Genomic DNA, 25,935 nt, shown 5'->3' with positions numbered 1-25,935 from the left:
AGGAACACAATGAACGGTCACGGTTCGCCGTGCACCGCTGGAGGCTTCTAGGCTCATCCAACGAACACGTCGTACCGAATACTTGTGGGTCGCTGTATAGACAGTGGTCCAGACAGGGGTTTCACATCGTATGGCCGATCAACTCGCCAATGCCACCGAGGCGCTCCGCCGGGCCCTCGTCCAGAACGACCGGCTGAAGACCCAGAACCGGGCCCTTCTCGAGCGTTCTGGCGAGCCGATCGCCGTCGTTGGCATGTCGTGCCGGTTCCCCGGCGGCGTGAACTCCCCCGAAGACCTGTGGAACATGGTCGCCGAAGGCCGCGACGTGGCCACCGAGCTCCCCGACGACCGCGGCTGGGACGTTGCCAGCCTGTACGACCCCGACCCAGACGCACCAGGCAAGTCCTACGCGCGCGCGGGCAGCTTCGTCACCGACGTCGCCGACTTCGACGCAGGCTTCTTCGGGATCGCGCCGAGCGAAGCCCTCGCCATGGACCCGCAGCAACGCATGCTCCTCGAGCTGTCGTGGGAGGCGCTCGAGCGCGCCGGTGTCGACCCGACCTCGCTGCGGGGCAGCGCGACGGGCGTGTTCGCGGGCGTCATCGCCGGCGGTTACGGCATGTCCAACGACAGCATCGAGGGCTACCGGCTGACCGGCATGACGTCGAGCGTGACGTCCGGTCGGGTGGCCTACGTGCTGGGCCTCGAGGGTCCGGCCGTGTCCATCGACACCGCCTGCTCCTCGTCGCTGGTGGCGCTGCACCAGGCGGTGCAGGCGCTACGCCTCGGCGAATGCGACATGGCCCTGGCCGGCGGTGTGACCGTCAACGCCACCCCAACGATCTTCGTCGAGTTCAGCCGCCACCGCGGGCTGGCCGCCGACGGTCGCTGCAAGCCCTACGCGGGAGCGGCCGACGGCGTCGGCTGGGCCGAGGGCGGCGGCGTGCTCGTCGTCGAGCGGCTCTCCGACGCCCAGCGGCTCGGACACCCGGTGCTCGCCGTCGTGCGCGGCTCGGCGGTCAACCAGGACGGCGCGTCGAACGGCCTAACTGCGCCGAACGGACCGTCACAGCAGCGCGTCGTGCGCGCGGCACTCGCCAACTCGGGCCTGACGGCCGCTCAGGTCGACGTGGTCGAGGGCCACGGCACGGGAACCCCACTCGGGGATCCCATCGAGGCGCAGGCGCTGCTGGGCACCTACGGCCAGGACCGCACGCAGCCGCTGTGGCTGGGCTCGGTGAAGTCCAACATGGGCCACACCCAGGCCGCGGCGGGCGTCGCGGGTGTCATCAAGATGATCATGTCGATGCAGCACGAGACGCTGCCCGTGACCCTGCACGTCGACGAGCCAAGCCCGCACGTCGACTGGACCATGGGGGCGGTCTCGCTGCTCACCGAAGCGCAGCCGTGGCCCGCCAGCGCCACCCCGCGCCGTGCAGGCATCTCGTCGTTCGGCATCAGTGGCACCAACGCCCACGTCATCGTCGAATCGGCGCCACCGGTGGAGGCCGAGCCCGAGGCGGCTCCCGCACCCGGGGTGCTTCCGTGGGTGCTGTCCGCGAAGTCCGCGACCGCCCTGCGCGGGCAGGCCACCCGCCTGACCGACCATCTGGCCACTCACGCCGGCCTCGACGACCGCGACGTCGCATGGACGCTGGCGGGACGCACGTCCTTCGAGCACCGCGCCGTCGTCCTCGGCACCGACCGCGACCAGCTGCTCGCCGGCCTCTCGGAGGTGGCGTCCGACGCCGACATCACGCGGGTGATCCGTGGCACGGCCACCCCCGTCGGCAAGGTCGCCTTCGTCTTCCCGGGCCAGGGCAGCCAGTGGATCCGGATGGGCATCGAATTGATGTCCGCCTCAACGGTTTTCGCCGACAAGCTGACCGCCTGCTCGGAAGCGCTTGCGGAGTTCGTGGACTGGTCATTGCTCGACGTACTGCGCGGGGAGGCCGGTGCGCCCGGCCTGGACCGCGTCGACGTCGTGCAGCCCGCGTTGTTCGCCGTCATGGTGTCGTTGGCCGAGCTGTGGCGTTCGGTCGGCGTCACCCCCGACGCCGTCATCGGTCACTCACAGGGTGAGATCGCCGCCGCCCACGTCGCGGGCGCGCTGTCGCTGCGCGACGCCGCCAAGGTCGTCGCCCTGCGCAGCAAGCTGCTGGTCGAGCTGTCCGGGTCGGCAGGCATGGTGTCGCTCGCGTGCGGTGTCGACCGCGCTCGAGAACTGTTGTCGGGCTTGGACATCCGCTCCGACCAGGCCGATATCGCCGTGATCAACGGGCGCTCCGCCGTCGTGGTCTCCGGCGAGACGTCCGCACTGGACGCCCTGATGGCGCAGTGCGAAGCGCTGGAGATCCGCGCCCGCCGCATCGACGTCGACTACGCGTCGCACTCGGCTCAGGTCGAGGCCATCGACGGACGACTGCAGGACGCACTCGCGGGTCTGGCACCCACGTCGACGCGCACCGCGTTCTTCTCCACCGTCACAGGCGATCTCGTCGACACCGCCACCCTCGACGCCGACTACTGGTACCGCAACATCCGCCAGACCGTGCAGTTCGACCAGGCGGTCAGGGCCGCGGCCGCTCACGGTTACCGCGCCTTCGTCGAGACCAGTCCGCACCCGGCACTCATCGCGGGCATCGAGGACACCGTTCGCGACTGCACCGACGCCGCAACCGATCCCGTCGTCGTCCCGACCCTCGGCCGCGACGAGGGCGGCTGGGACCGCTTCCTCACCTCGGCCGCACAGGCGTTCACGTCGGGCATCTCCGTGGATTGGCGCGCGACGTGCGACGGCGGCCACCTCGTCGAGCTGCCCACCTACGCCTTCGACCGTCGCCGCTTCTGGTTGTCCGCCGGCGGCAGCGGAGCTTCCGACGCCACGGGCTTCGGGCTCAACGGGGCGGCGCACGCGCTTCTCGGCGCCGTCGTGGAGGTGCCGGAGACCGGTCAGGTCGTGCTGACCGGACGCCTGGCCGTGGCGACGCAACCGTGGTTGGCCGATCACGCCGTAGGCGGTGTAATCCTCTTCCCCGGTGCCGGATTCGTCGAGCTGGTGATCCGCGCGGGCGACGAGGTGGGTTGCGGGACAGTCGAGGAATTGACCCTGCAGGCGCCGCTGGTGGTGGCGCCGTCCGGAGTGCAGATCCGCGTCCTGGTCGGGGCCGCCGAGGAGTCCGGATCCCGCACGGTGTCGGTCTACTCCCATCCCGACGACCCCGAAGCGGCCTGGCTACTGCACGCCGAAGCCGTCGTCGGATCGGCCGAGCAGGCGCCGACGGCTGACCTCTCGGCATGGCCGCCCGCTGGTGCGGTGGCCACCGACGTCAGCGACGCCTACGAGACGCTCGCAGCCCGCGGTTACGAGTACGGCCCGGCCTTCCGCGCGCTCACCGCCATGTGGCGCCGCGGCGACGAGGTGTTCGCCGAGGTCACCATCCCGCAGGACGTCCAGTCGGGCGACTTCGGCGTCCACCCGGTGCTGCTGGACGCCTCGATGCACGCCATCGCGCTGGCGGTCGAGGATCACGAACTCGCACTTCCCTTCTCGTGGCAGCAGGTCGCCCTGCACGCCGCCGGGGCGTCGTCGGTGCGCGCGAGAATCGCTCCGGTTGGCCCGAATTCGGTGTCGATCGACCTGGCCGACGGATTGGGGTTGCCCGTCCTGTCGGTGGGCTCGATGACCACCCGTCCCGTCAGCGCCGAGCAACTGGCGTTGGTGGGCCAGGCCAGCGCCGACGGCGAACTCTTCGAGGTCGAATGGTCCGCGGTCGCGGCACCCGAGGGCGCCGCGCCCGTCGAGTCCGTGGTCTACGAATCCTCGTCGGTGGCAGACGATTCCGCCGACGTCGCCACCAAGGTGCACGCCACGGTGCATCGCGCACTGGAGCGCCTGCAGTCGTGGTTGGCCGAGCCGTCCGCCGCCACGTTGGTCGTCGTCACCCACGGGGCTGTCGCCCTGCCCGGTGAGGACGTCACCGATCTGGCCGGCTCCGCGGTGTGGGGTCTGGTCCGCGCGGCACAGACCGAGAACCCCGGCCGCATCGTGCTGGTCGACGCGACCGGCAACCCGGACGTGGCCGTCGACGTTCCGGCCGTGCTCGCCATCGGCGAGCCGCAGGTCGTCGTGCGGAACGGCGCGTTCCACGTCGCCCGTGTCGTACGCAGCCGCGGCGTGGACGCGGTGCTGCAACCTCCGACCTCGGGCAAGCCGTGGCGGCTCGGCATCGCCACCGCGGGCACGTTCGACAACCTGGCGCTCGAAGAAGTTCCGAACTCCGACGAACCGTTGCGCGCGGGGCACATTCGCGTCGAGATGAACGCCGTCGCGGCCAACTTCCGCGACGTGATGATCACCCTCGGCATGTTCACCCACGACGCACTGCTCGGCAGTGAGGGCGCCGGCGTGGTGGTCGACGTCGGCGACGGTGTGACCGACTTCGCGGTCGGCGACCGGGTGATGGGGCTCTTCCCCGAGGGCACCGGCACGCTGGTGCAGGCCGACGCCCGCCTCGTCGCGCCCATCCCCACCGGCTGGACCGACGCCGAGGCCGCGGCCACCCTTGTGGTCTTCACCACGGCGTACTACGGCCTGCGGGAACTGGCCGACGTGCAGCCCGGCCAGTCGATCCTGATCCACGCCGCCACCGGTGGCGTCGGCCTGGCCGCCGTCCAGCTGGCCAGGCACTGGGGACTGGACGTCTTCACCACCGCCAGCCAACCCAAGTGGAACACGTTGCGGGCGTTGGGCTTCGACGACGACCACATCGGCGACTCCCGCTCCCTCGGCTTCGAGCAGAAGTTCGCCGAGGTCACCGACGGCCGCGGCTTCGACGTCGTGCTCGACTCGCTGGCCGGCGACTTCGTCGACGCCTCGCTGCGGCTGCTCCCCCGCGGCGGCTCGTTCCTGGAGATGGGCAAGACCGACATCCGTGACGCCGACACCGTCGCCGCGGCCCACCCCGGTGTCCGCTACCGCGCCTTCGACCTCTTCGAACCGGGTCGCCCGCGGATGCACGAGTACATCGTCGAGCTGTCCAGGATGTTCGAAGAGGGCATCCTGACGCCACTTCCGGTGACCACGTGGGACATCCGGCGCGCGCCCGCCGCCCTTCGGCACCTGAGCCAGGCCCGCCACGTCGGCAAGATCGTGATGACCATGCCCGACGCATGGACCCGCGGCACCGTGCTGATCACCGGCGGTACCGGTATGGCCGGCTCCGCGGTGGCCCGCCACGTCGTGGCCAATCACGGTGTGCGGCAGTTGGTACTGCTGTCCCGCCGTGGTCCGGACGCCCCCGGCGCCACCGAGTTGGTCGCCGAGCTGAGCGCCACGGGTGCGAAGGTCCGGGTGCTCGCCGCGGACGCCGCCGACCGCGCCGAACTGCAGACGGTCCTCGACGGCCTCGACCAGCCGCTGTCGGCGATCGTGCACGCCGCCGGTGTGCTCGACGACGCCGTCGTGGGATCGCTGACGCCCGAGCGCGTCGACCCGGTGCTGCGCGCCAAGGTCGACGCCGCGTGGAACCTGCACGAGCTGAGCCGCGAGACGAATGTCGCGGCTTTCGTGATGTTCTCGTCGATGGCAGGTGTCGTGGGTTCGGCCGGGCAGGCCAACTACTGCGCCGCCAACACCTTCCTCGACGCCCTGTCCGCGCACCGCCGCGTTCACGGGCTGCCCGCCACCTCGCTGGCGTGGGGTCTGTGGGACCAGGCCAGCGACATGACCGGGCACCTCGCCGACGCCGACCTCAGCAGGTTGGGTCGCGACGGGATCCTCGCGATGTCGACCGGCGACGCCATGACGCTGTTCGACTCGGCGCTCGTGGTGGGTGAACCGCTGCTCGCACCGGTCCGGATCGATCGCGCTGCGCTGCGGGCCAAGTCCGCCGAGGGGCTGCTGCCTCCGATGTTCGCCCAGCTGGCCAACACCTCGGCCCGGCGACGCGTCGACGACTCCCTGGTCGCCGCCAAGTCCAAGTCCGCTCTTGCACAACGGCTGCACGGCCTGACCGAACAGGCGCAGCAGGCGCTGATCCTCGACCTGCTGCGGTCACACATGTCAGCCGTACTCGGCAACACCGAGCCCGAGGCGATCACCGCCGAATTGGCGTTCTCCGACCACGGCTTCGACTCGTTGACCGCCGTCGAACTGCGCAACCGCCTGAAGACGGCGACGGGACTGGCCCTTTCGCCGACACTGATCTTCGACTACCCGACCCCGCTGGCGTTGGCGGGCTACATCCGCCAGGAACTCGCAGGCGCACCGCAAGAGGTCGCCGCGACCGCCGCGAGCGCGTCGGTCGCCGACGAGCCGATCGCAATCGTCGGCATGGCCTGCCGTTACCCCGGTGGTGTCGACTCACCAGAGGCGTTGTGGGACATGGTCGCCGCCGGTCGCGACGTCCTCACCGACTTCCCGACCGACCGTGGTTGGGACCTCGCGGGACTGTTCAGCCCCGACCCCGACGCTCCCGGCAAGTCCTACGCGCGCACTGGTGGCTTCATCGACAACGCCGCCGACTTCGATCCCGGCTTCTTCGGGGTATCCCCGACCGAGGCGCTGGCCATGGACCCGCAGCAGCGGTTGTTCCTCGAGCTGGCGTGGGAAAGCCTGGAGCGCGGCGGCATCGACCCGGCGTCGTTGCGCGGCAGCGCCACCGGCGTCTTCGCAGGCGTGTACGCCCAGGGTTACGGCGTCGGCGCCGAGGGTGCGGAGGGCTTCCGGCTGACCGGTCAGGCCTCCAGCGTCGCGTCGGGCCGGGTGTCCTACGTGCTCGGACTCGAGGGTCCGGCCGTGTCGATCGACACCGCGTGTTCGTCGTCGCTGGTCGCCCTGCACATGGCCGCGCAGGCCCTGCGCACCGGTGAGTGCGACCTCGCGCTCGCAGGCGGCGTCACCGTCAACGCGGCGCCGGACATCTTCGTGGAGTTCAGCAGGCAGCGCGGCTTGTCGTCCGACGGCCGCTGCAAGTCGTTCGCCGGTGCGGCGGACGGCACCGGATTCGCCGACGGCGGCGGCATTCTCGTCGTCGAGCGGCTGGCCGACGCCCAGCGCAACGGCCACCAGGTGCTGGCGTTGGTGCGCGGCTCGGCGATCAACCAGGACGGTGCGTCCAACGGGCTCACCGCGCCGAACGGACCGTCGCAGCAGCGCGTGCTGCGTTCGGCGCTGGCCAACGCCGGGCTGACCGCGGCCGACGTCGACGTCGTCGAGGCACACGGCACCGGCACCACGCTCGGTGATCCGATCGAGGCGCAGGCGCTGCTGGCGACCTACGGCCAGGACCGTCGCCATCCGCTGTGGATCGGCTCGGTGAAGTCGAACATGGGTCACTCCCAGGCCGCCGCTGGCGTCGCCGGAATCATCAAGATGGTGCAGTCGATGCGGCACGAGCAGTTGCCCGCCACGCTGCACGTCGACCAGCCGACGCCGCACGTCGACTGGACCATGGGTTCGGTCGCGCTGCTGACCGAGGCACAGCCGTGGCCCGAGAACGGCTCGCCTCGCCGGGCCGGCGTGTCGTCGTTCGGCATCAGCGGCACCAACGCGCACGTCATCATCGAGCAGGCCCCGCCGTCGGCGGCCCCCGTCGTCGAGGCGCGTCGGCCAGCCGTCGTGCCGTGGGCGTTGTCCGCGAAGACGCCTGAGGCCCTTGCCGATCAGGCCCGCCGCCTCGCCGGTCACCTCGGTGCCCACCCGGACCTCGACGCCCTTGACGTCGGCTGGACGCTTGGCGGTCGGTCCTCGTTCGCCCACCGCGCCGTCATGCTCGGCGCCGACCGCGACGAGCTGCTGGCGGAGCTGACGGCTCTCGCCGACGACCAGCCGGGCGCGGGCACCGTCCGCGGCCGCGCCACCGGATCGGGCAAGACCGCGTTCGTGTTCCCGGGGCAGGGCGCGCAGGCGCTCGGCATGGGCCGCGAGCTGCACGCCGAATTCCCGGTCTTCGCCGCGGCATTTGACGCCGTGACCACGGAACTGGACCGCCACCTGCTGCGGCCGATCCGCGACGTCATGTGGGGAAGCAATGCGGCCGTGCTGGATTCGACGGAGTACGCGCAGCCCGCGCTGTTCACCGTCGAGGTGGCGATGTTCCGGCTGCTCGAATCGTGGGGCATCGAGCCCGATTACGTGCTCGGGCACTCGATCGGTGAACTGACCGCGGCGCACGTCGCCGGGGTGCTGTCGCTGGAGAACGCGGCCGCCCTGGTGGCCGCGCGCGGCAGGCTCATGCAGCGGCTGCCCGAGGGTGGCGCGATGGTGGCCATCGCGACGAGCGAAGCCGAGATGCGGCCGCTGCTGCGCGACGGCGTCGGCATCGCGGCGGTCAACGGCCCCGACTCGATCGTCATCTCCGGTCCGGAGGACGCCGTCCTGGCGATCGCCGAGGAGGCCAAGGCCACGGGCTGCCGGGTGCATCAGCTGGCGGTCTCGCATGCCTTCCACTCGACGCTGATGGAACCGATGCTGCTGGAGTTCAACACCGTCGCCGGCGGAATGTCGTTGGCGGAGCCGAGGATTCCGATCGTCTCCAACGTGACCGGCGAGCTGGCGGGTCAGGACTTCGCGACCGCGCCGTACTGGGCCAGCCACATCCTCGAGGCGGTCCGCTTCGACGACAGCGCCCGGTTCCTCGCGGCGGCGGGCGTCACACGCTTCGTCGAGGTGGGTCCGGCCAGCGGCCTGACGGCGACGATCGCGATGTCGCTTGCCGAGTCCGAGCCGGTCACGGTCTCGACGCTGAAGAAGGACGTTCCCGAGCCAAAGACCCTGGTCACCGCGCTGGCCGAGCTGTCGGTCTCCGGCGTCGAGGTGGACTGGCAGGCGGCGTGCACCGGCGGTCGACTGCTCGACCTGCCGACCTATGCCTTCCAGCGGCGACGCTTCTGGCTGACCAGCGGCGGATCCGGCTCGACCGACGCCACCGGCCTCGGCCTCGGCCGCACCGACCACGCGCTCCTCGGCGCGGTCGTCGAATCCCCCGAGACCGGCGGCGTGGTGCTGACCGGTCGCCTGTCTACGTCGACCCAGCCCTGGCTGGCCGACCATGCGGTCGCCGGCGTCGTGCTGTTCCCCGGCGCCGGGTTCGTCGAGCTGGCCATCCGGGCGGGCGACGAAGTGGGCTGCAACGTCGTGGACGAGTTGATGCTGCACGCGCCGCTGGTGTTGCCCGCCGAGGGCGTCGCCGTGCAGGTCGTGGTGAGCCAGGCCGACGAGGCCGGCGGCCGCGTCGTGTCGATCTTCTCACGCGCGCAACAGGATTCGGCGCAGTGGATCCTCAACGCCGAGGGTGAGCTGGGCGTCGCGTCGTCGGCACCCGGTTCGGACCTGTCGATCTGGCCGCCGGTCGGCGCCCGCGAGGTCGACGTGGCAGACGCCTACGCCGAGCTCTCGGCAAGGGGTTACGAATACGGTCCGGCGTTCCGCGGCCTGAAGGCGATGTGGCGCCGGGGCGACGAGGTGTTCGCCGAGGTGGCCATCCCGCAGGAGCTGCAGGCAGGAGGCTTTGGCGTGCATCCGGTGCTGCTCGACGGAGCGCTGCACGCGGTGGTGATGAGCCGCGAGGACAACGAGGGCGAGATGGCCCTGCCGTTCTCCTGGCAGAAGGTGTCGCTGCACGCGTCAGGCGCGTCGGCGGTCCGCGCACGCCTCGCACCCAACGGGACCAGCTCGATGTCGATCGACCTGGCCGACGGGCTCGGCCTTCCGGTGCTGTCGGTCGAGGCGATGGTGGCCCGGCCGGTGACGGCCCAGCAGTTGGCCGCCGCGGTCGGCGGCACAGGCGGCGGTGAACTGTTCGAGGTGGTGTGGTCGCCGGCCACACCCGCCGTCGAGCAGGCCGACTCCGACGCCGAGGTCGTGGTGTTCGAATCGGTCGCCGCGACAAGCGAATCCGACGAGCTGGCCGGCGTGTACGGCGCAACGCACGTCGCGCTCGAGCGGCTGCAGTCGTGGCTCGCCGAGAGCTCTGAAGCCAGCCCGCCGTCCACCCTGGTGGTGACGACCCGCGGGGCCGTCGCCATGCCCGGTGAGGACGTCACGGATCTGGCCGGTGCCGCGGTATGGGGTCTGGTGCGGGCCGCGCAGACGGAGCACCCGGGGCGCGTCCTCCTGGTCGACACCGATTCGGATCAGGTCGACCCGGCGCCCCTCGTGGCGCTCGGCGAACCGCAGGTGGTCATCCGCGACGGTGTTCTGCACACCGCCCGGGTGCTGCCGAGCCGCGCCGCGGAGTCGCTGCTGACTCCCCCGGCCGACAATGCGCCGTGGCGGCTGACGGTCGCCGAGTCGGGCACGTTCGACGACCTGAGCCTGCAACCGATTCCGGACGCCGACGAGCCGCTGGAGTCGGGCCGCATCCGGGTGGCCGTGCGCGCCATCGGCGCCAACTTCCGCGACGTCATGATCGCCCTCGGGTTGTACCCGGGCGGCGGTTCCATGGGCATCGAGGCGGCGGGCATCGTCGTCGAGGTCGCCCCAGGCGTGACCGAAGTGTCCGTCGGTGACCGGGTCATGGGCCTGTTCCCCGAGGGCACCGGCACCATGGCCACCACAGACGCCCGCGTCGTGCTGCCCATCCCCGCGGACTGGGGCTATGCGCAGGGCGCCGGGTTCACGGTCGGCTTCGCGACGGCGTTCTTCGCGCTGCGCGGGCTGGCCGACGTGCAGCCGGGCCAGTCGGTGTTGATCCACGCGGGCACCGGTGGCGTCGGCATGGCCGCTGTCCAGCTGGCCAGGCACTGGGGCCTCGAGGTGTTCGCCACCGCGAGCCGCCCGAAGTGGGACACGTTGCGGGCCATGGGCTTCGACGACGACCACATCGGCGACTCCCGCACCCTGGACTTCGAGCAGAAGTTCCTCGCCGTCACCGGCGGGCGAGGGGTCGACGTGGTGCTCGACTCGCTCTCGGGTGACTTCGTCGACGCGTCGCTGCGACTGCTGCCGCGCGGCGGGTCCTTCCTGGAGATGGGCAAGACCGACATCCGCGACGCCGACACCGTCGCCGTGGATCACCCCGGCGTGCGCTACCGCGCGTTCGACCTCTTCGAGGCGGGCGCGGACGGCGTGAGCAAGATCCTGACGGGCGTGGCCGAGCTGAGCGACACGGGAGTGCTTCGCCCCCTGCCGATCTCGACGTGGGACGTGCGACGGGCACCGGCGGCGCTGCGGCACCTCAGCCAGGCCCGCCACATCGGCAAGGTCGTGCTGACGATGCCGGACGCCTGGGCGAACGGCACCGTGCTGATCACCGGCGGCACCGGCATGGCGGGCGCCTCGGTGGCCCGCCACGTCGTCGCCACCCACGACGTGCGGCACTTGGTGCTGCTGTCGCGCCGCGGGCCGGACGCCCCCGGCGCTGCCGAGTTGGTCTCCGAGCTGACCGACGCGGGCGCCCACGTCCAGGTGGTCGCCGCGGACGCCGCCGACCGGGACGCGCTCGCCAAGGCCCTGGCAGGGATCGACCACCAGCACGCGCTGTCGGCCGTCATCCACACCGCAGGCGTGATCGACGACGCGGTGGTGACGTCACTGACGCCGGAGCGGGTGGACGCGGTGCTGCGGTCCAAGGTCGACGCGGCGTGGAACCTGCACGAGCTGACCCGTGACCTCGACCTGTCGGCGTTCGTGATGTTCTCGTCGATGGCGGGTCTGGTCGGCGCGTCTGGGCAGGCGAACTACTCGGCGGCCAACGCCTATCTCGACGCCCTTGCCGCCCACCGGCGCGCCAACGGCCTGCCGGCGATGTCGCTGGGTTGGGGGCTGTGGGAGCAGGCCAGCGGCATGACGGGCCACCTTCAGGACGTCGACCTGGCGCGGCTCAACCGCGACGGCATCCTGGCGCTGGGCCTCGACGACGCGCTGGCGCTGTTCGACGAGGCGCTGACCGTCGACGAGCCGTTCCTGGTGCCCGCGCGGATCGACCGGGTGGCACTGCGGACCAAGTCGTCGGCGGGCACGCTGCCGCCGATGTTCGTCGAGCTGATCTCGGGGCCGGCCCGCCGCCAGGTCGGGGATTCGCTGGCCGCCGCACAGTCGCGTTCGGCTCTGTCGCAACGCCTTTCGGGGCTGCCGACCGACGAGCAGTTCGACCTGCTGCTGGACCTGGTGCGGTCGCACATGGCCACGGTGCTCGGGCTGCCCAACCCACAGTCGATCGCACCGGATCTGGCGTTCCAGGATCACGGCTTCGACTCTCTCACCGCGGTCGAGCTGCGCAACCGGTTGAAGGCGGCGACGGGGCTGACGCTCTCGCCGACGCTGATCTTCGACTATCCGAACCCGGCGGCGATCGCGGAGTACTTCCGCACCCAGCTCGTCGGCGAGGAGCAGCAGGGCCCCGCGACCAACTCGGTCGACGAGGAACTGCAGCGCGTCGTGGCCACCATCCCGATCAAGCGGCTGCGGCAGGCCGGCGTGCTCGACATGCTGCTCAACCTCGCCGCGCAGGGCAGCGGTGCGGACACCGCCGAGGCGGCGGCGTCGAACGAGCCGGATCGCACTCAGGACATTGCCGACATGGACCTTCAGGATCTGTTGGCGGCGTTCAGCGACGACGATGCTGGCTAGGCCTCGATGAGGATCGTCGTCGGGGGCGCCGACGGCGCGCTCGGGCGCGGGGTGTCGGCGCGACTGGTCAGCCTTGGCCACGACGTCGTCGGCATCGGTGCCCACCGGCCCGAGAGTTGGTCCGGCGCAGTCGAGTTCGTGACGTCGAGCGACTACATCGTCGACGCGGTCAAGGGTGCCGACGCGGTGTTGCACTGCGGCGGCACCCGCGGCCTCGACGTGGCGGCCGACGGGGTCGACCGCGTCGTCGTGCTTGCCGACGGCACGGACGCCATCCCGGACGGGGCGATCGTCGTCAGGACGGCACTGGTCCTGGGCCGCCACGTCGACGACGCCGTACTGCGCCGGTTCACCGGCCCTGCCGTGTTCGACGACGGTTCTGCCGACCGACCCCTGCAGGTGGTGCACGCCCACGACGTCGAGCGGGTGTTGGTACGAGCGCTGCTCGACTCCGACCTGCCCGCCGGTCGGGTCGACGTCGCCGCCGCAGGACACACCACCGTGCGCGCCATCGCCGCGGCCGTCGGCAGGCGCGTCGTCAAAGCCCCGGGGCCGCTTGGTCGCATCGTCGCCGGGCCCACAGTGACGGTACCGATGCTGGACACCACCGGCCTGCGCGACGACTGGGGATTCACCCCCACCTTCGACGTGGCTCAGGCACTCGAGGACTTCGCGCTCGCGTGCCGGGGCCGAATCGCCGTGGGTGGCACCGTCCACGACATCCCGTGGCGACTGCCGCGCGTGCTGCAGATTCCGGCGGTCGACGCGCCGGCCGCCGACGGGGTCGAGCCGGTGCCCGCGGGCCCCGGCGACGTCACCGGCGAGTTCGACACCCCCATCGATCCGCGGTTCCCCGCGTTCATCGCCACCAACCTCTCCGAGGCGCTGGCCGGACCGTTCTCCCCGTCGTCGGCGTCGGTGACGGTGCTCGGAACGCGCGCAGCGGGACTGGTCATCTCCGAGCGGCTACGCCCCGGCGGGGCCGTCCAGCGCGAGATGTCGGTCCGGACCACCGGGGTGTTCGGCCACCGCCTGTACGCGGGCATCACCACCGGGCACTTCATGGCGCACACCGTGCCGTTCATCGACCCCGCGCTGGTGCTCTCCGGGTTCTTCGGCCACACCGAGGACGGCCTCGAACTGTTCGGCGAACACCTGCCGCCGGTGGAGCCACGTGGCCTCGTCCGCCAACTCCGCGGCGGGCTGACCTTCGCCAACTGCCTGGTCGGCCTGTCCGCCGGGTCCCACGGCGACACCAAGGCCTTCGCCGCCGACGTGCATCGCCTGGAGGCGGCCGCTGCGGACCCCGCCACCCTCGACGACCACCGGCTGCGCGAGCTGATCCTGCTGGGTCGCGACCACGTCGTGCACGGGTGGGTGCTCTCGTCGGCGTCGATCCTGCTGTGCGCCGGCTACGGGGTGGTGATGCGGCTGCTCTGCGGTCGCGACGTGATGCCCGCGGCGGGCGACGAGTTGGTCAGCGCGCAGGCACTCAGCGCGGTCCATCGGCTGGCCGCCGCGGCACGGCGTGATCCCGTCGCCGCCCGGCTGTTGTCCGAGCCGGAGACCGACGCCGCGACGCTCGCCGCGCAGGCGCCGGCGTTCTCGGCCGCGCTGGCCACGGAGCTGGCCCTCATCGGACACCGCGGCCCCGGCGAGGTCGAGATGCGGTCGGCGACCTACGCCGACGACCCCGACCTGTTGATCCGCATGGTGACCAAGGCGCTGACGGCGCTGCCCCGCGAGCTGCCCCGCCTGCCCGCGGTGCCGCTGCGCGCGCGAGCCGTCGCGGTGGCCGCGGCCAGCCAGCTTCGCGAGCGGGAAGTGCGCCGCGACCGGATGGTGCGCGCGATCTGGGTGCTCAGGCGACTGCTGCGCGAGCAGGGCAGGCGGATGGTCGACGCTGGCGAGCTGGGCACCGTCGACGACGTGTTCTACCTGCTGGTCGACGAGCTGGACGCCCCGCCGCCGAACCTGGCCGGCATCGTCGCCCGCCGACGGGCCGAACAGGCGACGTTGCAGGAACTGGTGCCGCCCGAGGCGTTCAGCGGCCACTGGACCCCGACCGAGGCCCCCACCACGGCCTTCCAGGGCGGCGAGGTGCTGCACGGCATCGGCGTGTCCGGGGGCAGCGCCCGCGGGCGGGTCCGCGTCGTGCACGCCGAGACGATCGACGACCTGCAGCCCGGCGAAGTCCTGGTCGCCAAGGTCACCGACGTGGGCTACACGCCGGCGTTCGCGTACGCGGCGGCCGTCGTGACCGAACTGGGCGGACCGACGTCACACGCCGCGATCGTGGCACGCGAATTCGGGGTGCCGTGCGTCGTCAACGCACGCGGCGCGACCGCGCGGCTCGTCACAGGAACCGTCGTCGAGGTGGACGGAGCGACGGGCGAGGTCACCGTGCTGGGAGCTTAGTTAGACACGTGTCATATCGTGACGGTCATGGACTTCGCGAGGTCGGACAAGGCACAGGACTACCACCAACGGCTCACCGACTTCATGGTCGAGCACGTGTTCCCCGCCGAGCACGCCTACGACCAATACCGCCTCGAGGCCGGGCGCGACGACCACACCGTGCCCCCGGTGGTCGAGGAACTCAAGACGCTCGCCCGCGACCGCGGCCTGTGGAACCTGTTCCTTCCGTCGGAGTCGGGGCTGACCAACCTGGAGTACTCCCCGCTGGCGGAGTTGTCCGGCTGGAGTATGGAGTTGGCCCCCGAGGCGCTCAACTGTGCCGCTCCCGACACCGGCAACATGGAGACGCTGCACCTGTTCGCCACCCCGGAGCAGAGCAAGCAGTGGCTCGAGCCGCTTCTCAACGGTGAGATCCGCAGCGCGTTCGCGATGACCGAGCCCGCCGTGGCCTCCAGCGACGCCCGCAACATCGAGACCACGATGCTGCGCGACGGTGGCGACTACGTCATCAACGGCCGCAAGTGGTGGACCTCCGGCGCCAACGACCCGCGCTGCAAGATCCTGATCGTCATGGGTCGCACCAACCCCGATGCGGCAAGCCATCAGCAGCAGTCGATGATCCTGGTGCCCTTGGACACTCCCGGGGTCACCATCGTGCGGTCGCTCCCGGTGTTCGGGTGGCAGGACCAGCATGGCCACGCCGAAATCACCTTCGACAATGTCCGGGTGCCGGTGAGCAACCTGCTCGGCGAGGAGGGCGGCGGCTTCGCGATCGCCCAGGCTCGCCTCGGTCCCGGCCGGATCCACCACTGCATGCGGGCGATCGGGGTGGCCGAACGCGCGCTGGCCCTGATGGTCGACCGTGTCAACACGCGCATCGCCTTCGGCAAGCCGTTGGCCGAGCAGGGCGTCGTCCAGCAGCAGGTTGCGTTGTCGCGCAACGAGATCGACCAGGCCCGGCTGTTGTGCGAGAAGGCTGCGTGGACGATCGACAAGCACGGCAACAAGGAGGCCCGCAACCAGGTCGCGATGATCAAGGCCGTCGCCCCGCAGATGGCGTGCAACGTGTTGGACCGCGCCATCCAGGTGCACGGCGCCGCGGGGATCAGCGACGATTTTCCCCTCGCCCGCCTCTACGGCTGGCACCGCGCGATGCGGCTGTTCGACGGGCCCGACGAGGTGCACATACGCACCATCGCCAGGGCCGAACTCGGCCGAGAGAAGAGCCCTCTGGCAGCGGCGGTGACCTCGTAGTGGTCTCCTCGGGCAACGAGCTCTCGGGCGCCTGGAACTTCCGCGACGCCGCCGAGGAGACCGGGATCCGGCCCGGACGCCTGTTCCGCTCCAGCGAGTTGAGCCGCCTCGACGACGCGGGCCGGGATGCGTTGGCGCGCTTCGGCATCGGAGACGTCGCCGACCTACGGTCGCAACGCGAGGTCGAGCGGCGGGGCCCCGGCCAGGTTCCCGACGGCGTGGCCGTGCACCTGCTGCCGTTCCACGAACTCGTCGCAGATCAGGCCGACGCCCCGCACGAGAGTGCGTTCGAGAAGATGATGACGGCCAAGCCCGACGACGAAGATGTCGCCGTGGCCGCCGCGCGGTTCATGACCGAGGAGTACGAGCGCTTTCCGTCGTTGCCGGGCGCGCAGACCGCCGTGCGTGAGGTGATCTCGTTGCTCGCAGACGAGCGGCCCGTCATCGCCCACTGTTTCGCAGGCAAGGACCGGACCGGCTTCACCGTCGCACTCGTGCTGGAAACCGTTGGCGTACAACGCGATGCCATCGTCGCGGACTTCCTGCGCAGCAACGCGGCCGTGCCCGAGCTGCGTGAGCGCATCCTCGAGTCGGTGCGCAACCGCGCCGAGGAGACGACGACGCCGGAGATCGTCACGTTCGCCGAGGCCCGGCTCAACGAGGAGGTGCTCGGCGTGCGTGAGGAGTACCTGGCGGCGGCCAAGCGGACGATCGACGCCGAATATGGCTCGACGGCGGGCTATCTCGAGGCTCTCGGCGTAACCGCAGATCAGGTGACGCGGCTCCGCCAGGCGCTGGTCACCTAGCTCTGGGGGACCTCGACGTCGGAGAAGAGGATGCGGACGCCGCCGGTGGCCAGCTGACTGAGCGCCTGTATGAAGGCGCCGAACTCCGGCGTGGTGACGGCAACGCTGGCAGCGTCGTAGTCCGCGTAGTACCAGTCGATCATCCGGTACGCCGGGGTTGGTGAGCCGTCTTCCTTGGGCCACACCTTGGACGCTTCGAACCGGACGTATCCGGGAACCCGTCGTGCAGCCTCCAATTGCTCGGCCTGGTAAGCCGATTCGAATGCATTGGGGTCGGTCGGGTTGTCGTAGATGACCGTGATCTTCGTTTCGGACATGGCAATCCTTCGTCTCAGCCGCGGATGGCGGTGTTGTCGATCCCGCCCGAAGCGATCTTAGGGCTCCCGGAGTGGTATGTGACGTGGTTCCCGATCCCGCTGAGGGTGATGACGTCGGCCGAGTCGACGGTGACGACGGCGTTGATCCCGGCGACTTCCAGACTGGCGCAGTGTCCGTGCACCGTGACCGGGGTGGCGCCGGCGCTTATGACGAGACGACCGTCGTTGCATTCCACCGTCTGCGGCCCACTGTCGGTCAGCCTGGTGATCACACCGGGGTCGAGTCGGACGACGCTGCGCTCGGCCATCATTCGTGCCGCGGCGCCCGAGCTAATCCAGATCGCGCCCCCGAGCCAACCGGCGACGATCAGCAACCACACCACCATCCCGACCATCAGGCGGGCTCGCAGCTTCCCGATCCAGTTGCCCGTCTCGTCGCGATTCAGGTCGTAGGGGAACGAACTCACGCACAGCGCGCGCTCCGGACGCCGCGAGTCGGCCAGGATGACGCCGTCGTCGTAGGCGCGGCCCCTCAGTTTCAACTCGCCCTGGTGGCCGTCGAGGTCGTAGCGGATCAGGGTGGTGGTGCCGGGACCGCTCCACAGTTGGCGCGTGACGGTCCACCCGTGCGCTTGCGGTAGCCACACGTTGGAGTAGGTGGTGCCGCCGTAATAGGTTGCGCGCGAGCTGATCTCCGAACCGATGACCTGCGCGACCCGGCCCCATCGAAGCAACGCCAGGCGCTTCCGTGTGGCGCGGAACTGCAGACCGTAGATCAGGATCACCGCCGCGAGAGCTGCCGGAGCCAACAGCCGCGGATTCATGATCCACACGATGATCGGGGGAATCGCCACCATAAACAGGATGAAGAGATACCACCAGCGAAACGGCAGCAGCTCGGCGAGCACGAAGCTCAGCGGAACGCGGCGGGGCGCGTCGGCCAGTCGGGTGTCCACCGGTGGCGCGGGTGGACGGCCGAAGCCCGTTTGGAAGCTCCGAAGTGCCGAGAACACGTCGGACATCTGGCCCGTCGACGGGCCGGTGGTCTGGTGCCCCCGAGCCTCGGCGAGCTGTGCCTCCAGGTCGGCGATACGACGTGCGTCGGCGAGCTGCTTCTCCAGCTCAGCGATGCGCTGCTCTGGATCCTCTCGCGACGTCATCTGGGCATGCTCCCACGACGGGGACGCGCGCGGGCGGGCTCTGGCGACGTGTGGCCGGGCACCTCTCGATGAAGACATGCGCGTGCCCGCCTCTGAGCGAATTCGGCCGTGTCAGGGGTACGTGCGATCGTCACGTCATGGACGACTCGGCGACGTTGCGCGGCACCGAACTCCGTTACGCGCTCACGATGTATCTGCTCCAGCACGGCCCGACCAGCATCACGGATCTGATCGCCGCACTGCACGAGCAGGGCTTCGCGATCGTCGGCCATCCGCCGAAGTCAGTTTCGGATGCGTTGCGGTGGGAGATGGAACACGGCCGGGTATACCGGCGACGCCGCGCGGTGTACGCCGCCTGGGACGACATTCCGCGGGCCACCGAGTACCGCATTCATCAGCGCGTGCTGACGCTCCGCGAACAGGCCGGCCGAATTCGCTCAGAGGCGGGCAACTAGGTCCTCGACCGGAGAGCGCGCCGGGCTCACACCAACAACACCCCGACCACCCACACCATCGTCGCCACCAGCGCGCCAGCCAGCTCGACGCCCACCGACAGCGCGACGCCCTTGATCGCGTGCACCGTCGACGCCCACGCCAGCCGGGAGTTGCCCCGCAGCGTCAGCTCGGCGAGGAAGACTCCGAGCACGAAGCCGACGACCAACCCGACGACCGGGATCACGAAGAATCCGACGACGCCGAGCACGGCACCCGTGAACAAGCTGAACGTGCGGACGTCGGCCCTGCGCATCCGCTTCATCGGCCACAGGTACTTCACCAGCAGCGCCGCCCCCAGCACTGCCGTCGCCACACCGAGGGTCACCCACGCGACCGTCGTCCCCTCGACATACGCCCACACCGCGATGGCCCCGAAGATCAGGATGCTTCCCGGTATCAACGGCACCAGGATGCCCACCAAGCCGACCGCGATCACCACCGCAACGAGCAGGGTTTCGACGCCGTTCATACAACGAGTTTGGCAGCAAGTTCTAAGAAGTCCCCGGCCACGACGTCGAACTCGCCGTCCTCCACCTTCGGCGGCCGGCGACCCGGGCCCCGCTCCAGCGGCCGAGCCACGTAACCGGTCATCAGACCGGCGTCGCGCGCCGCCCGCAGATCGCTCGGATGCGCCGCAACCAGCATCAGCTCGCCGGGCGCCACGTCGAGCAGGTCGGCGCAGCCGAGGTAGGCCTCGCGGTCCGGCTTGTAGTGGCGGAACAGCTCAGCGGAAATAACGCAGTCCCACGGCAACCCGGCCCGCTTGGCCATGTTGGTCAGCAGCGACAGGTTGCCGTTCGACAGCGTCGTGATGACGAAGTTCTGCTTCAGCCGAGTCAGCCCGGCCACCGAGTCCGGCCACGGGTCGAGTCGATGCCACGCCAGATTCAGGTCGGCGACCTCGGCGTCGGGCACGTCACCGAGGCCCGCGCCGTCGAGCAGGTCGTCGAGGATCAGTCGATGGAGCGCGTCGATCTTCAACCACGGCAGCTCGCCGGCGCGCACCCGGTCCATCGCTGCCGGATACCCCGCCCGCCATGCGTCGGCGAACGCCGGCCAATCCTGGGCGATCCCATGCCGTTCGCCGAACATCTCGAGTTCGCCGATGACGCTGCTGCGCCAGTCGACGACCGTCCCGAAGACGTCGAAGGCCAGGGCCCGGGGCATCGTCACGGTACGAGAACCACCTTGCCCCGCACCCCGCCGCTGGCCAGGCTCTCCAACGCCGCTCGGCCGTCCGCCAACGGGTACCGCACCGGCGGTGGCGGTCGCAGCCCCGCCTCGACCAACTTCCCGAGCCCGGCGCCGATCTCGGCTTGCGCACCCGGTGTGCGATTGATGAACTCTCCCAAGCCAACTCCCACGACGCTGACGTTGCGCAGCAGCAGCCGGTTCACCTTCACCGTCGGGATGCCTCCACCGGACGCGAAGCCCACCACCAGCAGTCGGCCCTCCGTGGCGAGCACGCGGATCGCGTCGTCGAAGGCGCTTCCGCCCACCGGGTCGACGACGAGGTCGACGCCGCGCCCGTCGGTGTGCTCGCGAACGGCCTGCGCCCACCCGTCGGTCAGCGGAAGCACCACGTCGGCGCCCAGCGACTCCACGAACTCCGTGGCGCCCGGCCGGTGCACCATCGCGATCACCCTGGCGCCCAACGCCTTTGCGATCTGGATGGCCGCCGTACCGACGCCGCCCGCCGAGCCGAGCACCAGCACGGTCTCACCGGCCATCAGCCCGCCACGACGCACCAGCCCGAAGTACATCGTGTAGTAGTTGCCAAGCAGGCACACTGCCGCGCCGTCGTCGAGGCCGTCGGGCGTGGGCAGCACGCTGGACGGCGCGAGCGCCACCCGTTCGGCCCAGGCGCCCAGCATGCTCAGCCCCGTAACCCGTTGCCCCACGCTGAAACCCGAGTCGGCTGGCGCCGAGCGGACGACACCGGCCACCTCGGTGCCGGGAACGAACGGCGGATCGAGCTTGAGCTGGTACTCCCCCTTGATCAGGAGGAGGTCGGGGAAGCTGACCCCGGCCGCACCGACGTCGACGACGACGTTGCCGTCGCCACCTGGTTCATCGACGTCGGTGTAGACCAGCCCCTCGGGACCGGAAAGACTTTGCGCAACAAGCGCCTTCACCGGATCAGCCGAGCTTGAAGCTGGCCGACTGCGCCGCCGACAGGTCGGTGATCTCGCTCCACTTGCCCGCCACGTCGTCGACCGACGGGACACTGCCGAAGGTGACGCCGTCGTTCTGGAACAGTGCGGTGCGCTGCACCTTGCCGCCGCCGACGATGAAGATCGAGTCGGTGTCGGGCACTTCCTCGGTGCAGAGGTAGGCCACCACGGGTGCGACGTACTCGGGCGTCAGCTTCTCGAACACCTCGGGCGGCAGGATGTCCTGCGTCATCCGGGTGGCGGCGATCGGCGCAACGGCGTTGGCCTTGATGTTGTACTTCGCGCCTTCCTGGGCCAGCGTGTTGATCAGGCCGACCAGCCCCAGCTTGGCGGCGCCGTAGTTGGCCTGACCGAAGTTGCCGAACAGACCGCTCGTCGACGTGGCGACCACGACGCGACCGAAGCTCTGCTCACGGAAGTGCGGCCACGCCGCGCGCAGCACGTTGTAACCGCCGTAGAGGTGCACCTTGAGGACGGCGTCCCAGTTTTCGAAGGTCATCTTGTGGAACGTGCCGTCGCGCAGGATGCCCGCGTTGCTGACCACACCGTGCACGGCCCCGAACTCGTCGATCGCCGTCTTGATGATGTTCTCGGCGCCCTCGGACTCGGCGACGGAGTCGTAGTTGGCGACCGCCCGCCCGCCGGCCTCCTTGATCTCGGCGACCACCTGGTCGGCCATGGCCGACCCGGCACCGGATCCGTCGCGGGATCCACCAAGGTCGTTGACCACCACGCTGGCGCCTTCACGGGCGAGGGTCAGGGCGTACTCACGCCCGAGTCCACCACCGGCTCCGGTGACGACGATGACGCGATCCTGCACTCCGGGCATGTGTTCCTCTTCTCTCGGTCTTCGGTGACGCGCGCTAGAAGAGCTTGCGCGCGAGCTTCCACGCCTTCTCTGTATACGGCGGGTAGATGATGGCGGTTAAGTCGGGTCGGGTCGGCTTGGTCAGCACCGATTTGCGGTGGCTGAACTCCTCGAAGCCGAACTTGCCGTGGTAGGCGCCCATCCCCGACGGACCGACGCCGCCGAACGGCAGCTTGGCGGTGGTGAACTGGAACAGCAGGTGGTTGACCAGCATGCCGCCCGCCGACACCTCCTTGATGACCCGCTCCCGCACGCCCTTGCTCTTGGTGAACAGGTAGGCGGCCAGCGGCTTGGGCCTGGCGTTGACGAATTCGATTGCCTCGTCCAGTGATTGGACGGTGACGATCGGCAGGATGGGTCCGAAGATCTCGTCGGTCATCAACGGCTCGTCCAGCCCGGGGTCGACGACGACGGTCGGCTGGATCTCGATGGCCGCCGCGTTCGAACCGCCGCCGAAGGCGATGGTGCCCGTGGTGGCGGCGAGTGCGGCGGTCAACCGGTCGAAGTGTCGGTCGTTGACGATGCGCTTGCCGGAGCTGCCCGCTTCGAAGGTGGCGACGGCCTCGCCCAGCTTGGCGACCAGCTCGTCGCGGATCGTGGCGTCGGCCAAGACGTAGTCCGGCGCGATGCAGATCTGGCCGGAGTTGATCAGCTTGGTCCACGCGATGCGCTTGGCGGCCACGGCGATGTCCGCGTCGGCCGCCACGATCACCGGGCTCTTGCCGCCGAGTTCGAGGATCACCGGGGTCAGGTGTTTGGCCGCGCCTTCGTAGACCCTGCGGCCGATCTCGGTGCCTCCGGTGAAGCACAACTTGTCGAAGCCTTGGGCGATGAGCTCCTGGCTCACCGCGCCGTCGCCCTCGACCACGGCGATGGCGTCGGGGTCCAGGTAGCGCGGGATCAGCTCGGCCATCAGCGCCGAAGACGCCGGCGAGACCTCCGAGGGCTTGAGCACGACGGTGTTGCCCGCGGCGATGGCGCCCACGGCGGGCCCAAGCGTGAGGGCAAACGGAAAGTTCCACGCCCCGATGATCAGCACGGTTCCGTAGGGCTCGTGCTCGACCCAGCCGCGGCCGGGCAGCTGCGCGAATTCCAGCAGCCGCTGCTTGCGCTTGGTCCACTTGCCGACGTTCTTGGCGGCGTCCGTGGCCTCCCCGACGGTGCTGGCGATGTCGGCCAGCCAGGCCTCGAACGGCTTGCGGCCCAAGTCCTTCTCGAGGGCGGCGGCGATGGCGGGCTCGTTGTCCGTCATCAGCTTGACGAGGCCCTCGAGCTGCCGTTTGCGCCACGCGACGTCGCGGGTGCGGCCGGTGGCGAACGTCTTGCGGAGCCGGGCGACGGTCGCCGCCACGTCGACCGCAGCGGGCTGGGAGCTGGGCGGGGCGGTCGCTTCGGTGGTCACCCGGCTGATCCTAACCAACCGCCCGGTTGGCGGTCGGGCTTCGGTCAGTGCCGTTGGCCGACGACGAACTCGGAGAACGCCGAACCGTCGGCGTCGTCGGGCAGAACCCAGCGGCCGAGACGCTGCATCTCGGTCTGTGACGTCACCGCCGACGCCGTCCACCCGTGACCGTCGAGCCACTCGGCGACGTCCGCCCGATTCTCGTCGTGATACATCAGGTCACCGACGTCGATGGCGTCCTCGATACCGAACTGCGCGGAGATCTTCTGGAACCGCTCGCGCATCAACTCTCGCCGATCTTGGGCCTGCACGCCGACGGTCTCCACGGCCACCCGACTTCCCGGGGCGCTCAATTCGGTCACCTGAGCGAACAACTGATCTTGTGCCTCGGCCGGCAGATACATCAGCAATCCCTCGGCCAACCAGGCCGTGGGCAGCGACGCGTCGAACCCCGCGGCGGACAGTGCCGCGGGCCAGTCATGCCTCAGGTCGACCGGCACCTCGTGGACCAGCGCCGACGGTTGGACGCCGTGTTCGGCCAGGGTGGCCGCCTTGTACTCGAGCACCTTGGGCTGGTCGATCTCGAAGACGGTCGTGCCGTCCGGCCATTCGAGCCGGTAGGCCCGCGAGTCGAGCCCAGAGGCCAGGATGACGACCTGCCGGATGCCTGTAGCTACCGCGTCTGCATAGAACGCGTCGAAGAAATGCGTCCGGACCGCCTGGTAGTTGCCCATGTGTTCGAGAATTGTGGCCGACTCGGGGTCCACGTCGGCGACCTTCGCGGCGAAGGAGTCGTCGAGCATGAATTCCCATATCCCGGTTCCCGCACCGGCCACCAGAATCTTGGCCTAGGGGTCGCGAATCAGCGGTGTCTCGCGCTCGGTCTCACCGGCCCGGGCGGCGGCCACCATCACCGCGGTGGAACCCACGCTGGTGGCGATGTCCCAGGTGTCGTCGTGTGCGCGCAAGGAGCTCATCGCGCCATGCTATCGAGAAAGTTAGTAGTGCTATGCGGCGGTGTCGTCAGGACCCGGAAACGCCTTCGCCGAAGGCCCTCCGAGTTACTCGGCGATCTTCCAGAGTTTGTTCGCCAGCAGTAACTCGAGCTTGTCGACGATGTTGCCTAGCTCGTCATGGCCGCCGACGTAGCCAGCATAGAAACCCATGCCCCACATCACGGCCACCAGCATCTCGACCAACGTCGGGACATCGGTATCCGTGGTGAGCTCGCCACTCTGCAGCGCTTCGGTAACGGCCCAGGTCACGTACGCCCGGGAGGTCTTCAGAGAGTTGTGTTCGTCGCGGCTCAGCTCCGGGTGGCGTTGGGACTCCAGCACCGACGTCACCAGGAAGGCAGCCGCAGATCGATCCCGAGAATCGGCCTGCATGGCCGCCGAGAAGAACGCCGACAGACGCTTCAACAGTGACGTCTGCCCGTCGGCCTTGGCCATCCCGGCGGCGACGACCATCTCGTTGGTCTTCTCGACCACCTCTGCGTACAGCACGCGCTTGCTGGCGAAGTAATGGTTGATCGCTGGGCGAGTCAGATCCGCACGTATTGCGATCGCCTGAAACGTCGCGGCGTCGTAACCGAGTTCGCTAAAAACTTCACGGGCCGCTCGCACGATGCGCTCACGGGTCTCCGCCGCCTTCGCTGCAGGCGGGCGGCCAGGGCCTCGGGTCGCGGTATACGGCACGGTCAAATTGTGCCACACCCAAATTGACAGCCACACGCCAATTGGTTGCGGAACCGTAAGAATGAGTAGTTCAGCAAACCAACGAAGCCGTCAATGCTGGTGCGATGACCAATTCTTACAGAAGTCCGACATAGCTGTGCGGACCTTGGCCTGGGGCGAAGGGGTCCGCGCCTCGCACTATGGTTCTCATCCATGGCGGGCGCGGTGACTCGGGAGTCCTACTTCGAGACCGGGCTCGACGTGCTGGCCGACCTCGGGTACGGCGGCCTCAAACTGGCCGGCGTCTGCAATCGTCTCGGCGTCACGACCGGTTCGTTCTACCACTACTTCCCCAGCTGGTCGGCCTACACGCGCGAGCTCATCGGCCACTGGCTGCAGCGCCGCGTCGACGGCATGGACGTCGCATACGCCGAACCCAACGCCCGACGACGCATCGACACGATCATCAAGCACGCCCTGTCGCTGCCCCACGGCGCCGAAGCGGCGATCCGGGTCTGGAGCTCGCTCGACCAGGACGTACTCGCGGTACAGAAAGAGGTCGACAAGCGCCGGCACGACGTGATGTTCGACGCGGCATTCGAGATTCTCGGCCACGCGAACCAGGCGCAGGTCTTCGCGTCGTGGAGCATGTACCTGCTGATCGGGTACGAACAAGCCACGCTGCCGCACGACACCGTCGGCCTGCGGTGGGTGGCCGAGCAGATGCTCGACGCGTTGGACTCCGGACGGTTCGCCTCCGTCCCCGACGACTGAGGCAGCGGACTACCTTG

14 protein-coding genes and 1 pseudogene are annotated in these 25,935 nt (G+C 69.7%); 6 read left to right on the top strand and 9 right to left on the bottom strand.

Annotated elements, in window-relative coordinates; all coding sequences use genetic code 11:
• Positions 1–130: 130 nt before the first annotated feature.
• From ASD37_RS13940 to ASD37_RS13925, 4 genes are read left to right on the top strand one after another with little or no spacing between them, the layout of a single operon-like run.
• Positions 131–12,574: a type I polyketide synthase gene (locus tag ASD37_RS13940; protein ID WP_056551690.1), complete on the top strand. Its 12,444-nt coding sequence runs from the start codon at positions 131–133 to the stop codon at positions 12,572–12,574.
• A 6-nt stretch (positions 12,575–12,580) separates the two neighbouring features.
• Complete coding sequence (locus ASD37_RS13935; protein ID WP_056551688.1) at positions 12,581–14,992, top strand: PEP-utilizing enzyme; 2,412 nt, start codon at positions 12,581–12,583, stop codon at positions 14,990–14,992.
• Positions 14,993–15,019: 27 nt separating this feature from the next.
• Positions 15,020–16,246: an acyl-CoA dehydrogenase family protein gene (locus ASD37_RS13930; RefSeq protein ID WP_056551686.1), complete on the top strand. Its 1,227-nt coding sequence runs from the start codon at positions 15,020–15,022 to the stop codon at positions 16,244–16,246.
• Positions 16,246–17,052 carry a tyrosine-protein phosphatase gene (locus tag ASD37_RS13925; RefSeq protein ID WP_056551684.1) on the top strand — a complete coding sequence of 269 codons (807 nt, stop codon included), beginning with the start codon at positions 16,246–16,248 and terminating at the stop codon, positions 17,050–17,052. Before ASD37_RS13930 ends, ASD37_RS13925 begins: the two co-directional genes overlap by 1 nt.
• Here the strand turns inward: ASD37_RS13925 and ASD37_RS13920 are convergent.
• Both ASD37_RS13920 and ASD37_RS13915 read right to left on the bottom strand, forming a co-directional pair.
• Positions 17,049–17,369 carry an EthD family reductase gene (locus tag ASD37_RS13920; RefSeq protein ID WP_056551682.1) on the bottom strand — a complete coding sequence of 107 codons (321 nt, stop codon included), beginning with the start codon at positions 17,367–17,369 and terminating at the stop codon, positions 17,049–17,051. The two genes, ASD37_RS13925 and ASD37_RS13920, sit on opposite strands and share 4 nt — an antisense overlap.
• 14 nt (positions 17,370–17,383) lie before the next feature.
• The gene (locus ASD37_RS13915) at positions 17,384–18,529 is read right to left on the bottom strand and encodes a DUF3060 domain-containing protein (RefSeq protein ID WP_056551680.1); all 1,146 of its coding nucleotides are present in this window, start codon (positions 18,527–18,529) and stop codon (positions 17,384–17,386) included.
• A gap of 137 nt (positions 18,530–18,666) precedes the next feature.
• Here ASD37_RS13915 and ASD37_RS13910 point away from each other — a divergent pair, with 137 nt between their 5' ends.
• Positions 18,667–18,984: a hypothetical protein gene (locus ASD37_RS13910; protein ID WP_056551678.1), complete on the top strand. Its 318-nt coding sequence runs from the start codon at positions 18,667–18,669 to the stop codon at positions 18,982–18,984.
• A gap of 26 nt (positions 18,985–19,010) precedes the next feature.
• Here ASD37_RS13910 and ASD37_RS13905 read toward each other — a convergent pair whose 3' ends face one another.
• The 7 genes and pseudogenes from ASD37_RS13905 to ASD37_RS13875 all read right to left on the bottom strand — a co-directional run bounded on the left by ASD37_RS13905 (position 19,011) and on the right by ASD37_RS13875 (position 25,165).
• Complete coding sequence (locus ASD37_RS13905) at positions 19,011–19,493, bottom strand: DUF456 domain-containing protein (protein ID WP_056551676.1); 483 nt, start codon at positions 19,491–19,493, stop codon at positions 19,011–19,013.
• Positions 19,490–20,191 (bottom strand): haloacid dehalogenase type II, encoded by a 702-nt coding sequence (locus ASD37_RS13900; RefSeq protein ID WP_056553285.1) that lies wholly within the window; start codon positions 20,189–20,191, stop codon positions 19,490–19,492. Before ASD37_RS13900 ends, ASD37_RS13905 begins: the two co-directional genes overlap by 4 nt.
• A 2-nt stretch (positions 20,192–20,193) precedes the next feature.
• A complete protein-coding gene (locus tag ASD37_RS13895; protein ID WP_056551674.1) occupies positions 20,194–21,159 on the bottom strand; it encodes an NADPH:quinone oxidoreductase family protein in 966 nt (321 codons plus the stop codon).
• 4 nt (positions 21,160–21,163) lie between these two features.
• Entirely contained in the window at positions 21,164–22,027 is an 864-nt protein-coding gene (locus ASD37_RS13890; protein ID WP_056551672.1) for an SDR family oxidoreductase, read from the bottom strand.
• Between the two features lie 34 nt (positions 22,028–22,061).
• Positions 22,062–23,468 (bottom strand): aldehyde dehydrogenase family protein, encoded by a 1,407-nt coding sequence (locus tag ASD37_RS13885; RefSeq protein ID WP_056551671.1) that lies wholly within the window; start codon positions 23,466–23,468, stop codon positions 22,062–22,064.
• 44 nt (positions 23,469–23,512) lie between these two features.
• Positions 23,513–24,445 (bottom strand): annotated as a pseudogene (locus ASD37_RS13880) (class I SAM-dependent methyltransferase).
• An 84-nt stretch (positions 24,446–24,529) separates the two neighbouring features.
• Positions 24,530–25,165: a TetR/AcrR family transcriptional regulator gene (locus tag ASD37_RS13875; RefSeq protein ID WP_056553283.1), complete on the bottom strand. Its 636-nt coding sequence runs from the start codon at positions 25,163–25,165 to the stop codon at positions 24,530–24,532.
• A gap of 192 nt (positions 25,166–25,357) precedes the next feature.
• Here ASD37_RS13875 and ASD37_RS13870 point away from each other — a divergent pair, with 192 nt between their 5' ends.
• On the top strand, positions 25,358–25,918 hold the full coding sequence (locus ASD37_RS13870) for a TetR/AcrR family transcriptional regulator (protein ID WP_056551669.1): 561 nt from the start codon (positions 25,358–25,360) through the stop codon (positions 25,916–25,918).
• Positions 25,919–25,935 lie beyond the last annotated feature (17 nt).

Source organism: Mycobacterium sp. Root135 (assembly GCF_001426545.1).
Classification (GTDB): Bacteria; Actinomycetota; Actinomycetes; order Mycobacteriales; family Mycobacteriaceae; genus Mycobacterium.
The sequence above is the reverse complement of the archived record's forward strand: the minus strand, read 5'-3'. Positions and strand labels throughout refer to the sequence as shown.